Origin of the sequence: Pseudomonas sp. AU12215 (assembly GCF_001675465.2) — a bacterium.
Taxonomy (GTDB): domain Bacteria; phylum Pseudomonadota; class Gammaproteobacteria; order Pseudomonadales; family Pseudomonadaceae; genus Pseudomonas; species Pseudomonas nitroreducens.
The window spans coordinates 1-15,311 of record NZ_MACM02000176.1 but is presented as its reverse complement, the minus strand read 5'-3'; the positions used below and the strand labels follow the sequence as shown (position 1 = coordinate 15,311).

Annotated in this window: 13 protein-coding genes and 1 pseudogene; 5 read left to right on the top strand and 9 right to left on the bottom strand. The window is 56.6% G+C overall.

From position 1 onward, the window contains the following. The first annotated feature begins 108 nt into the window (after nucleotides 1-108). From A9513_RS29625 to A9513_RS35285, 4 genes are read left to right on the top strand one after another with little or no spacing between them, the layout of a single operon-like run. The gene (locus A9513_RS29625; RefSeq protein ID WP_083196254.1) at nucleotides 109-1,590 is read left to right on the top strand and encodes a sigma-54-dependent Fis family transcriptional regulator; all 1,482 of its coding nucleotides are present in this window, start codon (nucleotides 109-111) and stop codon (nucleotides 1,588-1,590) included. A gap of 48 nt (nucleotides 1,591-1,638) precedes the next feature. After that, on the top strand, nucleotides 1,639-5,022 hold the full coding sequence (locus A9513_RS29620) for a DEAD/DEAH box helicase family protein (protein ID WP_065086282.1): 3,384 nt from the start codon (nucleotides 1,639-1,641) through the stop codon (nucleotides 5,020-5,022). Between the two features lie 32 nt (nucleotides 5,023-5,054). After that, nucleotides 5,055-6,638 carry a class I SAM-dependent DNA methyltransferase gene (locus tag A9513_RS29615; protein WP_065086281.1) on the top strand — a complete coding sequence of 528 codons (1,584 nt, stop codon included), beginning with the start codon at nucleotides 5,055-5,057 and terminating at the stop codon, nucleotides 6,636-6,638. Next, nucleotides 6,635-7,840, top strand: a complete 1,206-nt coding sequence (locus tag A9513_RS35285; protein WP_218060709.1) for a restriction endonuclease subunit S — start codon at nucleotides 6,635-6,637, stop codon at nucleotides 7,838-7,840. The genes A9513_RS29615 and A9513_RS35285 overlap by 4 nt, the downstream gene beginning before the upstream one ends. Nucleotides 7,841-8,185: 345 nt before the next feature. Here A9513_RS35285 and A9513_RS29605 read toward each other — a convergent pair. From A9513_RS29605 to A9513_RS29570, 9 genes and pseudogenes are all read right to left on the bottom strand, one after another. Further along, nucleotides 8,186-9,464: pseudogene (locus A9513_RS29605) on the bottom strand (IS4-like element ISPa45 family transposase). Between the two features lie 107 nt (nucleotides 9,465-9,571). Beyond that, nucleotides 9,572-10,180, bottom strand: a complete 609-nt coding sequence (locus A9513_RS35280; RefSeq protein WP_083196252.1) for a HupE/UreJ family protein — start codon at nucleotides 10,178-10,180, stop codon at nucleotides 9,572-9,574. After that, nucleotides 10,177-10,896: a cysteine hydrolase family protein gene (locus A9513_RS29600; RefSeq protein WP_023113848.1), complete on the bottom strand. Its 720-nt coding sequence runs from the start codon at nucleotides 10,894-10,896 to the stop codon at nucleotides 10,177-10,179. Before A9513_RS29600 ends, A9513_RS35280 begins: the two co-directional genes overlap by 4 nt. Beyond that, nucleotides 10,893-11,294, bottom strand: a complete 402-nt coding sequence (locus tag A9513_RS35275; RefSeq protein WP_073647888.1) for a nitrile hydratase accessory protein — start codon at nucleotides 11,292-11,294, stop codon at nucleotides 10,893-10,895. The genes A9513_RS29600 and A9513_RS35275 overlap by 4 nt, the downstream gene beginning before the upstream one ends. A 2-nt stretch (nucleotides 11,295-11,296) precedes the next feature. Further along, nucleotides 11,297-11,908 carry a nitrile hydratase subunit alpha gene (gene nthA, locus A9513_RS29590; protein ID WP_065086279.1) on the bottom strand — a complete coding sequence of 204 codons (612 nt, stop codon included), beginning with the start codon at nucleotides 11,906-11,908 and terminating at the stop codon, nucleotides 11,297-11,299. Next, the gene (nthB, locus tag A9513_RS35270; protein ID WP_023113850.1) at nucleotides 11,898-12,602 is read right to left on the bottom strand and encodes a nitrile hydratase subunit beta; all 705 of its coding nucleotides are present in this window, start codon (nucleotides 12,600-12,602) and stop codon (nucleotides 11,898-11,900) included. Before nthB ends, nthA begins: the two co-directional genes overlap by 11 nt. 9 nt (nucleotides 12,603-12,611) lie before the next feature. Beyond that, nucleotides 12,612-13,379 (bottom strand): ABC transporter ATP-binding protein, encoded by a 768-nt coding sequence (locus tag A9513_RS29580; RefSeq protein WP_023113851.1) that lies wholly within the window; start codon nucleotides 13,377-13,379, stop codon nucleotides 12,612-12,614. Next, nucleotides 13,376-14,167, bottom strand: coding sequence for an ABC transporter permease (locus A9513_RS29575; RefSeq protein ID WP_031637295.1), 792 nt, complete (start codon nucleotides 14,165-14,167; stop codon nucleotides 13,376-13,378). Before A9513_RS29575 ends, A9513_RS29580 begins: the two co-directional genes overlap by 4 nt. Nucleotide 14,168: 1 nt before the next feature. Continuing rightward, on the bottom strand, nucleotides 14,169-15,161 hold the full coding sequence (locus A9513_RS29570) for an ABC transporter substrate-binding protein (protein ID WP_049874851.1): 993 nt from the start codon (nucleotides 15,159-15,161) through the stop codon (nucleotides 14,169-14,171). Nucleotides 15,162-15,235: 74 nt separating this feature from the next. Between A9513_RS29570 and A9513_RS36355 the strand changes: the two genes are divergently transcribed. Then, nucleotides 15,236-15,311: helix-turn-helix domain-containing protein (locus A9513_RS36355; RefSeq protein ID WP_141678553.1), on the top strand; the 76-nt coding region annotated here is incomplete at its 3' end.

Genomic DNA, 15,311 nt, shown 5'->3' with positions numbered 1-15,311 from the left:
AGTTAAAGACCCGGTTCAGCGTATTGGTTTACTATCCAAGGCGCGAACCAGAGCACATTTTTCTCTTGCCCGCAGATGGGCAAGAGGGAGGCCGGGAGAACAGGGACAGTGGTAAACAAGCAACGCGTATTGGCCAGTTGGGTTGGCGGGAATGATCTCAAGGCAGTCGCAGGCACTGAGGCAGGCCCGATTCTGGCGACCCTTAACACGGTTTCCGTTGATAGCGTCGAGCTTCTGTGCTCATACCCTGCCGAGCGCGTTGAGCCCTACCTGGCCTGGCTACGCCAGCAGGTCGATTTACCCATCACCGCACATTACGTTTCCCTGTCCTCGCCCGTTCATTTCGGCGAGATCTACCAGGCCGCCAGTCAGCATTTAAAGCGCCTCAATACTCCCGCAAACCAGCTCTCCATTCTGCTCAGCCCCGGCACGCCGGCCATGCAAGCGGTGTGGATTCTGCTGGGCAAAACCCGATACCCGGCGACCTTCTACCAGTCCTCACTTGAGCAAGGCGTTCAGCAGGTTGAGGTGCCGTTTGAAATCGCCGCCGAGTATGTGCCAGCCGCCACTGCCATCAGCACCGGCAAGCTGGTTCAGCTCGCCGGGCTGGATGCGCCTGTGGATGCAGCCTTCGACAGCATCGTGACGCAGAGCGAGCGCATGCTGACACTCAAGGCGCAGGCACAAATACTGGCGGCCAAGCAGGTGCCGGTACTGATTTACGGCGAAACCGGTACCGGCAAAGAGTTGTTTGCCCGCGCCATTCACAATGCCGGCCCACGTTCTGCTGCGCCCTTTGTGGCGGTGAACTGCGGTGCCATTGTGCCGGAGCTGATCGACTCCACCCTGTTTGGCCACAAGAAGGGCGCATTCACCGGCGCGATTGCGGATCGCCCAGGAGTGTTCCAGCAGGCTCACGGCGGCACGCTGTTTCTCGATGAGTTCGGTGAGCTGACGCCAGATGTACAGGTGCGGCTGCTGCGTGTACTGCAGGAAGGCACCTTCACCCCGGTAGGTTCAAACCAGGAACTCAAGGTCGATGTGCGGCTGATCACCGCCACCCACCGGAATCTGATGCAGGAAGTCGCCCAGGGGCGCTTCCGTGAAGACCTGTTCTATCGCATCGCTGTGGGTGTACTGCACTTGCCGCCGCTCAGAGAGCGCGAAGGTGACCTGCTGTTGCTGTCCGAAGCGCTGCTGGCAGGCATTGCCAGCCAGGACACCAGTCTCGGTGATAAGAAAATTTCCGCAGAAGCAAAAAATCTTATCCTTCAGCATCCCTGGCGTGGCAACGTTCGTGAGCTGCAATCCACCTTGTTGCGCGCAGCGCTCTGGTGTCAGGGTGATTTGATTACTGCCCACGATATCGAGCAGGCGCTGTTCAAGCTGCCGCAAGCGCAGGCCGATGTATTGGCCATGGATGTTACCCAAGGTATTGATCTACAACAGGTAATTGCCGAGGTGGCAGGGCATTATCTGCGCAAGGCGCTGACGCTTACCGGCAATAACAAGACCCGGGCAGCCAGCCTGCTAGGCCTTAAAAGCCAGCAAACGCTGAGCAATTGGATGGACAAATACGGCATCGAATAAAACTGGCACGGTCCTCGCTATAGGACCGACATGGACAGAATCGCCTTTATGAAATCAGTCAACTTCGAGTTCCTCCGCCCCGGCAACGAGCTGCTGGCCAACCTCGCCGGTCTTGCCGAGGCTGTGCTGCACATCGATCCGGGCAGCGCGCTCACCCGTCTGCGCAGCTTTGCCGAAGAACTGACCAAAGCCATCTACAAGGAAGAACTGCTGCCGCGCATGCCGCAGTCGAGCTTCTACGACCTGGTGAAAAACCCGGTGTTTGTTGATTGCGTCAGCAAGCCCCTGGTGCACCAGATCAACTTCCTGCGCATCCAGGGCAACGACACCGCCCACGGTGCCGAAGGTGATTTGCGCAATGCCCAGCTGGCTCTGAAAACGGCCTACCAACTGGCCATGTACATGGCCATCAAGTACTACGGCACCGCGCAAGCTTCGATCCCCGCATTTACCGAGGTCAAAGACCCAGCGGCGATGCTGGCCAGTCTGCAGAAAACCGTCTCCAGCTATGAGAAGGAACTCAACCAGCAGCAGGAAGCGCTGCAGAGCGTGATGGACAAGCTGGAGCAGGAGCGCACCCGCCACCTCGACAAGGTCGACCCGCCTGCCAAGCCTGACCAGCAAAAGCGTCAGCAGCAGAGCCAGCAGGTGGCCGACAGCCTGCAGTGGAACGAAGCCAAAACCCGCGCATTGCTGATCGACGCCATGCTCCTGCAAGCCGGTTGGGATGTCAGCAACCCCGCGCAGGTCGGCCAGGAAGTGGACGTCGACTTCCCCGGCAACGTCTCCGGCAAGGGCCGTGCGGACTACGTGCTATGGGGCGATAACGGCCAGCCCCTGGCCGTGATCGAGGCCAAGAAATCCGGCAATGTCAGCCTGCAAGCCGGGCGCGAACAGGCGCGCATGTACGCCGACGGTTTCGAGCGCATGGGCATGCAGCGCCCGGTGATTTTCTACAGCAACGGCTACGAAACCTTTATCTGGGACGACAAGCAGTACAACACCTATCGCCCGGTGTACGGCATCTACAGCAAGGACAGCCTGGAATACCTCGCCTATCAGCGCCAGTACCGCGTCCCCACCCTGGAGAAACACAACCCAGAGCTGAGCATTGCCGACCGGCCTTACCAGATCGAAGCGATCAAAACTGTCGCCGCGCACTTCCAGCAGCAGCGCCGCAAAGCCCTGATCATCCAGGCCACCGGCACCGGCAAAACCCGCGTGGCCATCGCCTTGGCTGAGTTGCTGCTGCGTACCGGCTGGGCCAAACGCGTGCTGTTCCTCTGCGACCGCAAAGAGCTGCGCGTGCAGGCCGATGACGCCTTCAAGCAAAACCTGCCCAGCGAGCCGCGCTGTGTGATCGGCGAAACCGGCAAGGTCGACCAGACCGCGCGCATCTACATCGCCACCTACCCGGGCATGATGAACCGCTTCGCCCAGCTTGATGTGGGCTTCTTCGACCTGATCATCGCCGACGAAAGCCACCGCAGCATCTACAACAAGTACCGCGACCTGTTCGACTACTTCGACGCGCTGCAGGTCGGCCTCACCGCCACGCCGGTGAAGTTCATCAGCCGCAACACCTTCGATATTTTCGACTGCGAAACCACAGACCCGACTTTCGAGTTCGGCCTCGATGCTGCCATCAATAATGAGCCGCCGTATCTGGTGCCATTCCGCGTGAAGGACCTCACCACGGACTTCCTACGCGACGGCATCCACTACAACGACCTCAGCGACGAGCAGAAGCGTCAGCTCGAAGAGGACCTCGGCGAAGAAGAAGCCAAGCGCACCACCATCGCCGGCAAGGACATCGGTCGCAAAATCTTCAGCGAAGACACCGACCGCATCATCCTGGAAAACCTGATCAACAACGGCATCAAGGATGAGACCGGCTCACTGGTCGGCAAAACCATCGTCTTCGCCCAGCGTCAGGACCACGCCGAGCACCTGGAAAAGCTCTTCTGCAAGCTCTACCCGCAATACGGCACCAAGGTCTGCAAGGTCATCCACAACGCCATCCCGCACGTGGACACCCTGATCAAGGAATTCAAAAAGCCGGATAACGACTTCCGCATCGCCATCTCGGTGGACATGCTCGACACCGGCATCGACGTACCCGAAGTGGTCAATCTGGTGTTCGCCAAGCCGGTCAAATCCTGGGTCAAGTTCTGGCAGATGATTGGCCGCGGTACGCGCCTGCGCCCCAATCTGTTTGGCCCCGGTAAACACAAAAGCGAGTTTCTGATTTTCGACCACTACGGCAACTTCGATTTCTTCGAGCAGGAGTATCAGGAGCCGGAAGACACCGGCAGCAAATCCCTGCTGCAAACCACCTTCGAAGCCCGCCTGGCGCTGGCCCAGGCCGCCCTGCGTCATAACCATGCCGCCGCCTTTGATGCCGCCATTGCCCTGTTGCGTGCTGACATTAACGACTTGCCCGACACCAGCGTGGCGGTAAAGCGTGAACTGCGCGCCGTGCACCAGTTGCAACAAACCCAGCAGCTGCAACAGTTCGATGGCAAAACCCAGCACCTGCTGGCCAACACCATTGCCCCGCTGATGTCCGCCCGCGTGCTGCGCGACAAACACGCCACCGCGCTGGATAAGCTGATCGCCGGTATTCAGTGCTGCCTGGTCGAGCAGGCCACCTGCTTCGAGGACGGCAAAATTGCCCTGCTGGCCGAGTTGGACAAGCTCGCCGTGAATATCCAGGCCGTACGCCAGAAGGATGCCCTGATCGCCGAAGTACGCAGCGCCGACTTCTGGCTGCAGCCGGGCATCGACAAGCTGGAGAACGCCCGCAAGGAGCTGCGCGGCATCATGAAATACCGGCAAACCGGCAGCACAGGCGGCTATGCCATGCCCAGTACCCGTACCGGCGACGATGGCGTTCAAGAGAGTGAGCGCAAGGTGGTGATTGCCGGTGCCAGCGAAGCGATGATCTACCGCCGCCGCCTCAAGGACATCCTTGCCGGCATGCTCGCCGCCAACCCGACCCTGCAGAAAATCCACAAGGGCGAACCCATTGCCGAGAGCGAGCTGAAAACCCTGACCTCGACCATCCTCACCAGCCACCCCGGCGTCAGCCTGGAGGTGCTCAACGAGTTCTACGGTCGCACAGCCGATCAACTGCACCTCACCGTACGCGAGATTATTGGCCTGGATGCACACGCCATTGAGGAACACTTCAAACAGTTCCTCCATGCCCATCCCAGTCTCACCGCCCAGCAGGTGCGCTTTATGAACCTGCTGAAAAACTACATCGCCCAGCACGGCAGCATCGTGATTGAAACGCTCTACGACGCGCCGTTTTCCAGCATCTCCCACGAGGGCATCGACGGCGTGTTCGCCCCCGCCGATGTCACCGAGCTGGTGGCCGTGCTCAAACCCTTTTTGAAGAACCCCGGCCAGCCCGGCCCCCCCGCCTGATGGCCGCACAACCTACAGATCGAGACCACTGAATGCTCACCGGCAAAATCCGCAACGATATCGACAAGCTCTGGGAAAAATTCTGGACTGGCGGCATCACCAACCCGCTGACCGTGATCGAGCAGATCAGCTACCTGATGTTCGCCCGCATGCTCGACATGCAAGAAGACGTCGCCGAGCGCAAAGCCAATCGCACCGGCAAGCCCTTCGACCGCCTCTTTCCCAATACCCCGGACGGCCAGCTGCTGCGCTGGAAGAACTTCCGCAACATGAGCGGCAAGGAGCTGCACAGCCATCTCAAGCAGAAGGTCTACCCCTTCTTCGCCCAACTCGGCGGTGCTGAAGGCGAGGGCGGTGAGCGCGAAGGCCTTGGCCATATCAGCGAGTACATGCAGGACGCCGATCTGGAGATCAAGAACGAGTCCGTGCTCACCTCCGCCGTGGAAATGGTTAACGACCTGCCGCTGACCCAGAGCGACGTGAAGGGCGATATCTACGAATACCTGCTGAGCAAGCTCACCACCGCCGGTATCAACGGCCAGTTCCGCACCCCGCGCCACATCATCGACGCCATGATCGAGCTGATTGCACCGCAGCCCACCGAGGTGATCTGCGACCCGGCCTGCGGTACCGCCGGCTTCCTCGCTCGCACCATGGAATACCTTAACCGCGTGCACTCAAGCCCCGAAGGCACCTTCACCGACGAAGACGGCAACCTGCATTACTCCGGCGACCTGCTCGAACCCTACCGCCAGCACATCAACAGCCAGATGTTCTGGGGCTTCGACTTCGACACCACCATGCTGCGCGTCTCCAGCATGAACATGATGCTGCACGGGGTGAACGGCGCGAACATCCGCTACCAGGACTCCCTGAGCAAATCCATCAAGGAGCACTACCCGCGTCAGGAACAGAACTTCTTCGACGTGGTGCTGGCCAACCCGCCGTTCAAAGGCAGCCTGGACGAAACCAACACCAACCCCGACGTGCTTGGCCTGGTGAAAACCAAAAAGACCGAGCTGCTGTTCGTCGCCCATATCCTGCGTTCGCTCAAGCTCGGTGGCCGCGCCGCCGTGATCGTGCCGGATGGCGTGCTGTTCGGCTCGTCCAAGGCCCACCAGCAACTGCGCCAGGAGCTGCTTGACAACAACCAGTTGGAAGGCGTCGTCAGCCTGCCCAGCGGCGTATTCAAACCCTACGCCGGCGTCAGCACCGCTATCCTGATTTTCACCAAGGGCGGCACCACCGAACGTGTGTGGTTCTACGACCTGCAGGCCGACGGCTACTCGCTGGACGACAAGCGCACCGAGCTGAAAGGTGAGGGCAGCAACGACCTGCCCGATGCCATCGCCCAATGGCACAAATACCGGCAGATGGTCGAGGGCAATATCAGCGCCAGCACCATCAACACCCTGTTCGGCGACAAGCGCAAAAAGGCCTTTGTCGTGCCCGCCGAGGATATCACCGCTAACAAGTACGACCTCTCCATCAACCGCTACAAGGAAGTTGAGTACCAGCAGGAGCAGTACGAAGACCCGAAGATGATTCTGCAACGGCTAAAAGGGTTGGAGCAGGAGATTCTGGCGGATCTGGATGAGCTGGAGGGGATGCTGTGATCTGCTTGGGAAATGATCAATCATTGCCAAATGGCTGGCGCTGGGTAAAAGCTCAGGAGTGTATGGATGTAAGAGATGGCACCCATGATTCACCCAAACCGGTGACTGCAGGCATCCCCCTAGTTACGTCAAAAAATTTGGTTGCAGGGGAGATCGATTTCTCTACGTGTACATTTATAAGTGCAGAAGACCACTTGGAAATTTCAAGACGGTCTCGCGTTGATCATGGTGATATTCTTTACGCTATGATTGGAACAATTGGTAATCCCGTCATAGTCAACGTGGCGCGTGAGTTTTCTATTAAAAACGTTGCCTTGTTTAAATTTAATGGCGGCGATGCTTTTAATCGATACATATATCATTTTCTGAATAGTGATCTTGCTGTTCGGCAATTTGAAAGTAAGTCTCGTGGTGGGACGCAAAAATTTGTTTCGCTCGGTAATATTCGGGAGTTAGAGATTCCTCTCCCACCCCTGCCCGAACAAAAGCGCATCGCCACCATCCTCGACAAGGCCGACGCCATCCGCCGCAAACGCCAGCAAGCCATCCAGCTCGCCGACGACTTCCTCCGCGCCGTGTTTCTGGACATGTTCGGCGACCCGGTGACTAACCCGAAGGGATGGGGGACTAAGGCGCTGAAGGATATATCTAGAATCCAAATTGGCCCATTTGGTACTCAATTGCATAAAGAAGATTACATTGAAGGTGGGATTCCTCTTGTTAATCCTACTCATATTGTCAAAGGGCAGATTGCTCCAAAAAATGATCTGACTATTTCGGCGCAGAAGCATGCAGAGTTGCCCGAGTATCACCTTAAGGTAGGGGATATTATTATGGGGCGAAGAGGTGAAATGGGGCGCTGTGCAGTTGTAACCGAAAAGGAAAGCGGTTGGTTGTGTGGTACGGGGAGTCTGTTTGTTAGGCCGAACAAGGCTGGCATATTTTCTGAGTATTTGAATAAATTCCTTTCAAGTGACGCGATAAAAAGTCATTTGGAGTCAGAGTCGCTGGGTGCGACCATGCCGAACCTGAACAAGGCAATTGTTGGAAGTATTAAAGTTCCTGTGCCAAGTGAGCTTGTACTGGAGCAATTTGCAAAAATTAAAGAAAAAGCTTTGGGCGCTAAGGCTATGCACTCCAAATTTTGCGATGAGCTGATTTTTGAAGCTATTAGCCAAAAAGCCTTCTCTGGCCAGCTGTAGATAAGGAAATCACCATGCGCCTTAAGTCCGTCAAGCTCACCCAATTTCGCGGCTACCGTACTACAACGGTTATGGCCCAGCCGAAAGTTGTCCTGGGCTGCCTCCCAATGTCATCAACTTAAGCCCCCAGCCCTGGCCGGGGCAAGAAATCCCGGGGCTTGGACGCGCGGTTGCAGCAGTGTGTTCACTGGTTTTGCTCCCCAGTTCAGCGCATGTGCGACCCAGACGCCAGCTTAATGGATGCCGGTTCGCCTCGGCGGGCGGGATTTCTCGTTTTCCGGGCGAGCGCGTGCCGGCCGCTGTCTGGCCAGCTTTTTTGCGGTGTAGTTCGGCTGCTGCTTGTTCTTAGCGCGTCGGTTTGTAGCCCTCGCAGCCGCGACTGGCCAGGCGCTTACGCTGGCGCGGGAAGCTGCGGCCCGGGCGCACAGCGCTGAGGCTGTTGGCCATCAACTCCATCACGTTGGCCAGCCCCTGCACACCGGGGCGTACCAGCAGGTCGACCAGGGTGTTCTTGAGGCGTGACACCCCTTGGGTGAAGTTGACCTTCCAGCGCAGCTTGCGGCCTTTGTGGCGCTGCTCGATGACCGGTTGCAGCAGATGTTGTATCAGCAGCGCTAGGTTTTTCAGCAGTTGCCCGGCATGAAAGTCCTGCTTCACGGCCGTCACGCTACGGCCGCTAAAGTTGTCGAGGCAGAGGGTCTGCTTGAGGCGGCGGTAGTCCGTTTCGATGCCCCAGCGGCGGTGGTAAAGATCYGCGAACACCTCGGCCGGGAAGGCCTGTCGATCCAGCAGGGAGGTCAGCAGCACTTCGCTTTCACCGCTGGCTAGCTCGACCCGGATCAGGCGCAATTCGACCCGGCCCGCGGGATCGACGCCGGCCTCGGTACAGAACAGGCGCGCCTCGGGATGACTGGCAGAGAAGAACTGCGTGTCTTCTGTCTGCCCCGAGCGGAGAAACTGTTTGACCTGCGCGTTGTAGCCACACGGCAGGCGCATCAGGAAATGTCGCCGGTGCTGCTCGAGCAGCGCAAACAGCCAGTGTCCGGGGTAGCCGCGATCAAACAACGTCAGGCTGTCAGCGGGCAGATGCGCGAGGTGCAGATGGGCGCAATCGCGCTCGCCGACTGCGGATGGTGGATGGCACGATCAGGCTGTGTAGCGTCTGGCCGTCGGCGACGTCGTAGAGCATGGACAGACGGGCAACGGGAAACTCGCTATGGCAGCCGAAAAAGCGCGTCATGACCGACTCCAGCGGTAAATGGACGGTCGAGCCGTCCACGGCGAGTACCCGTAACCCGCGCCACGTCTGGCGCAGCCCGAGGCTGTCGAGCTGTTGCTGAAGGGTTTGGTTGAGGCTCTCGAAGACCTCGGGCTTGAGCTTGCCGCGCGCCTTGCTGAAGGCCTGCGTGGTGACCACCTGGGTCTCGGCCGAGGCCTGGTTGAGCACGCGATAGAACTGATCGAGCTCGGTTTGCAGGGCAGTGCGTGGCTGATTGAGCAAAAACAGGACGAGGTTCTTGAAGGTCAGTTGGCGTCGGCGGGTAAAGTCGTGAGGGCGCTGGCGGTGGGTATCGATGAAGTCGGGACAATCGAGCTGGCTGGTTATTTTTTGTACAATTTTCAAGCCAGGGTTTGCTGGGCGGTGTCAAACGGTGTGGAATGAGGGGCCAAAAGGGTTTCTCCTATGCGCTGAATTTAGCGCTAATTATATGATATTTATAGGAAAATTCCTTAAGTTGATGACATTGACCCTGCCACCAGTCCGCCAACACCAAGCTCCCAGCGACGTATCAGACGAGCAGTCCGAACGGTCAATTGTTTGCGCGCAGCCCATACGATACCCGACAAAATAACGCCCTGGATCAGGACAAAACCCACGAAATAGCTGACTAGTGGCCCTGTACGGGCACCAATGATGTCTTCAGCATAGGCAAAACCATGGAGTAAACCAGCAATACACGCCAGCGCTAAAACACCAGGCAGAATTGCTAACTTGCGCCACGCCAGCATCAGCCCTGCTATGGCTACTCCAAGAGCCATCATCTGTTCGACTGCAGGTATATCAAGGCCCAACACATGGACTAATGCGCCGACGCAAGTGGCTCCAAGAAATAACACGACTCGACCAGTTGTAGCGCCTGGCTGTAAAGCAAAGAGCAGGCCTATCGCGGCCATGAACAGCACATGTGTCAGGCCTAGTAATGGATGTCCAATACCCGACAAAAGACCATGCAGCATTGTCTCAGGGGTATCTCCGCCGAGAGGATGGTGAGCGTAAGCTGGAAGTGCGGTAAGACTCGCGATAGAAACAAACGCCAACATAAGACATCTGGTGATCATGGGTTTACTCCCCGGGTATCTGTCACAGTATCAGCGGCCTGGCCTTGTAAAGCGCTGATGAAGTGCTGGGCTGAGGATACCGTGGCTAGATATCCATCCTCGATTTTCAACAGCTCAATAGCCATATCGTGGTTACGCGGATCTGGCTCGGCACAACAATCCTCCAACACCAGAACGCTGTAACCGCGGTCGGTTGCCTCCCTTGCCGTTGAGGTCACGCATACCCCTGTCGTCACACCGGTTAAAACAACATTGTCAATCTGACGATTGCGCAACACATCGTGCAACTCGGTCGCATGAAAAGCACCGGTTCCAACCTTATCGACAATCACTTCACCTGCCAGCGGCTGCATTTCATCGATAAAGTCCCAGCCCGCCTCGCCGCGAATCAACAAGCGGCCCAGAGGGCCCTGAGCGCCAATTTGAGCTCCAGCTCGCGCAGTTTTAAGCCGCTTACTGTGAGGTAGATCAGATAGGTTGGCGCGATGCCCTTCCCGGGTATAGATCACTAGCATCCCGGTGCGGCGCGCCATTTCCAGCACCGCCAGAATTCGGGGCACTATGGCGCGTGCAGCCCCTACATCGTCGCCTCGTGAATGCATGTAGCCCAGCGGATCACAAAAATCCCGCTGCATATCAATAACCACCAATGCTGTTCGCTGCGGATCCAGCAAACCCGTGATGGGGAAGTCATAAGGATCTCCACTAACAATCATGCTTGTTGCTCCGGTTCTGCATGGTGGACGTGACTGACGTGATGATCGTGGTGATGGTGACCAGTGCGCTGATGGTCGTGGCGCTGCTGCGCCTTGGCCATAATTTCTGCCTCAACCACTGCAATGCGCTCGGACTGGATGAGTTCATGCTGCTCAAGCAAACCCTGCAAAGCCACCAACCAGCAACTGTAGTATTGCTCATCACTTTCAATACAACTGCCCTGTTCATGACGCTGTATAGATGCAATCAAAGCCTGCTGGAAGTCCTGCAGTGAGAAAATCTCTTTTTGGGCAGCCGTCAGCGTCATACCAAAGAGCCGTGCAGCCCATGGTGATGTAAAGCTCAAATGAGCCAGACCAGCACCATGCACCTGATCCAAGAGTTCATGTGGCTGCATGTTCAAGCTCCTTTACCGGTATATGGCTGCAGATGGGCAACACCGATCATCGAGTCACGTGATACCAGCTCGGCGAGCTGAGCCTCATCAAGACCCTCCGTTCCCTCCGGTCGTTGCGGTAGCACCAGATAGCGTATTTCCGACACGCTATCCCAAACCCGAATCTCTACCTCATCCTCCAGACTCAAACCCATTTCGTGAAGTACCTTGCGTGGCTCGCGCACCAACCGGGAACGATAAGCACTGGACTTGTACCAGACTGGCGGCAAGCCCAGAATTGGCCACGGATAGCATGAGCACAATGTGCACACGACTACGTTGTGTACTTGTGCCGTGTTTTCCAGTACATGTAACAACTCTGTCTCAGGCCCGCCGATCCCTAGCTCCGCGCAAGCTGCCAGCCCATCAGCCATTAACCGTGCCTTGAAGTCTGGATCGACCCAGGCTTTGGCCACGACTCTCGCGCCTGTGCGAGGCCCAACATTTTCTTCATAGTGGTGAACCACTGCGTCTACTTCTGCCGAATCCAGTACGCCTATGTCGTTAAGCAGGCTTTCTATGGCTTCGGTGCGCAGAGCCTGCCAGGCTTTTTCAATCTTGTGGTCATGACTCATTTTGCTGATCTCCTGCGGCCTCAATGTGGTTCTCACTCAGGTCGATATAAATAAACAGGTTGGCTTCCGCATGTTCATCGCCCCACAGTGTCTGAGCGCTGAAACGCACGGTATAAACCGGTTGAAGATTTTCCCCGCGATAATGCGCACGCGTATCAGGGAATACCCACGCCTGAGCGTTAACCCGCTCGACCGTTCCCACTTTCCCTCGGGTGTAGCTTGTTACCCGGGTGTGGCCCGGCGGATGAATATTGCGCACACGCACCTGCTGTCCGACATGGAATACGGGCGTAACTTCGACGTCCTTGCGCCAGGCGCCCCAGGGCACTTTGTCTTGGTCTTTAAGCGGCCAGTTACGCTGCGGGTGCTCTGGCGGTGTAAGGTGCTTGAGCCCGGCGCTCAGTTCATCAACGCGTCGATTTATTTCAGCTGTCGACAAAATATTGCGACGATCGAGGATGCGCTCCATCGCAAACATCCAACGACCGTAGTAACTCCACTCCAGGTAATCCTGAGGGCGCATCAGCTCAATTTCGTGTCGGTGTTCGTCGAGATTCCATACACCCAGACGATCAATCACTTGGGTCATGCAAAAAATTCGGCTGCCCCAGCGCGTAACGAACACAGGCTCATCTGGGTCTACCTTGACCGGCCCAAAGCCGTGTAAGCCACCCATATCGTGAATGCCGTTCATCAGGCCTCCTCAATAGATAACGTCTTCTATCTGCTTCTGCAGTTGCAAATAGGCGTTGGAATAGCGGTCTCGCATATCGCCAGCGCTGGTATCAGCATCCACCAGCACTTTGGCCGGATTACCACCCAACACCAGCACCCGGTCGCCCACAGTAATGGCTTCTTCCACATCGTGAGTCACCATAACCATGGATGTGCCCGTCTCTTCCTGCAGACTGCGCAGCAATCCATGCATTCGGCGTTTCAGACTTATGTCCAGTGCGCTGAAAGGCTCATCCAACAGCAATACCTTAGGCTTGGTAATCAATGCCCTCGCTATTGCCGTCCGCTGCCGCATGCCCCCTGACAGCTGGTGGGGGTAAGCCCCAGCAGCATCATTCAGCCCGACACTTTCGAGCATGTTGCTGACTGTTGTCTTGATATCCACCGCGTCATGCTTGCGAAACCTGAGACCAAACTTGACGTTGCCGGCAACACTGAGCCATGGGTAGAGATTGTTTTCCTGGAAAATCATCACGATCTCTTCCAGCGGCCCGTTCATATAACGCTGGCGATACAACACGCCACCACTATCCTCTCCAATGACAAAGCCACCCAGGGCATTCAGCAGCGTGCTCTTTCCGCAACCAGACTGACCCAGAATGGTAGTGATCTGGTTTTCATAGATACTCAGGTTCAAACCCTGCAACGGGCTCGGTACTGGCTGCCGTTTCCCTGGAAAGTTGATGCTCAGATTCTCAATCCTGAATACGGCCTGGTCGGTTTCAACGGTGCTCATTTGACCCTCCACCACAAGACCTTGTTACCGATGAAAGCGAGGGTCCTGTCCACAACAAAACCAGACAGCCCAATGACCAGCATGCCAAACATAATCAGCTCGTTATTGAACAGGTTGCGCCCCATCATGATGATTGCCCCCAAGCCATCACGCAGACCGACCATTTCCGCCACCAGCACCGCCATCCAGGCTGCGATGAAATTGGTCCGCAGCAATGTGAACACCCCGGGGAAAATACTTGGCAGTACGACATACACCCACTGCTGCCAACGATTGGCTCCCAGATTGCCCGAAATGGTCAGATATTCCTGCGGTACCCGGCGAATTTCCGCCAGGGTGCCGATGGTCAGAATGAAGTACACGCCCATAAACACGATGAATACGGCCGTCACATTGCTGATACCAAACACCACAATGGCAGTAGGAATCCAGGCAATGGGGGCAATGGGGGCCAGCACATACAGCAAAGGACTCAACGACCAGGTGGCAAAGCGTGACAGACTGATCAGTGCACCCGTGGCAATAGCCGCTACAAAAGCCAGAAACATGCCGGTGAAAACACGACTGAAGGTGGCAAATATGGCTTCATCCAGCGTGGCGGATTGGGAGCCCAAGCCGATACGAAAGTCACTCTCAATCACCATCGACAAAAACTGACTTGGCGGCGGCATGACAGTTGTAAGGGCTACATCACGCGTCCCCGCTAGCTCCCATATCAGGACAAGTAGAGCCATTGAGGACAACCCCACCACCCAGGGCGCCAAGCTTTCCCATTCAGGCAACCGCACCCTATTGCTCCAGTGACTGAATCAGGTCAATCGCGAAGATGCTTTCTGCGCTTACTCCCGGACGAACGTACTGCATCTTCACCAGGTCATCGACAACCTGTTGCACTGCCGCCACATCTGGCGTGAAGGAGATGGGCTGTGGTGCTGAAGTAAAGGCGTCTTTCAAAACATCGTTGGAAACGCGGAAATAATTGCCTTGTGCGAGCAAATCTATCGCCTTGTCAGGATCACTGTTGATGATCTCTGCCGCACAGATCAGCCCTTTCAGATAGCCTTCAACCACCTCAGGCCGCTCGTTCAAGGTTTTCTCCAGCACACTCACAACCGTATTTGGCGTATTGAGCGACCAGGTACTGGCGTTATTGGTCAGTTGAGTAGCACCACGCGAGCTGACCATCTCAGAGGTATAGGGTTTGATGTGGCTGAGAATGTCCACATTGCCGCTACGGAAAGCTTCAACCATGGCCAACAGGTCGTCGAAGTAAACAAACTCGATGGCATCAGGCGCCAGACCGCGGTTCGCCAACTCGGTAACCAATATCAGTTCCAGGGTGTCTCCCTGCAAAACTGCAGCCGTCAGTTTCGGTTTGCCCGCATTGATGTGATCAGCCAACGCCTCCATCGAATCCAACCCCAGCTTGCCATCTGCAATCACCTCCATGACACCCCAGCCGCCTGCTGCGCTGATCACTTTGATCGGCACGCCACTGTTGGCTGCAAAAAAAGGCAACGTAAACGGGTTGGTGCTGAAATCAATCGCGCCGCCTGCCAGGGCCGCGTTATTGTCTCCAGGATTAGCAAAAAAGCGGGTATCTACTTCGAGACCCTGCTGTTTGAAGCAGCCACTTTCTACACCGACAAACAGCGGTGCCATATCAAGTGCAATAAGGTGACCAGCAGTCACCTTGACCAGTTTTTCCGCAGCCACAAGCGGCTGCGCAATTGCAATCAAAAGCGCACAGGGCGCCAGAACACTCAACGTCGATTTTTTCATGATCAGATTCCCTTAACAGTGGCGGCCGCAAAAACTGAGTGCAACACCCGACCATTTCGGTAAGGTGTTGCCCCATGTCCTATCACGAACTCAGCGCCACAGAGCGCGTCACGATCCAGATCGGCCTGTGCAATGGCTTCAGCCAGCGCA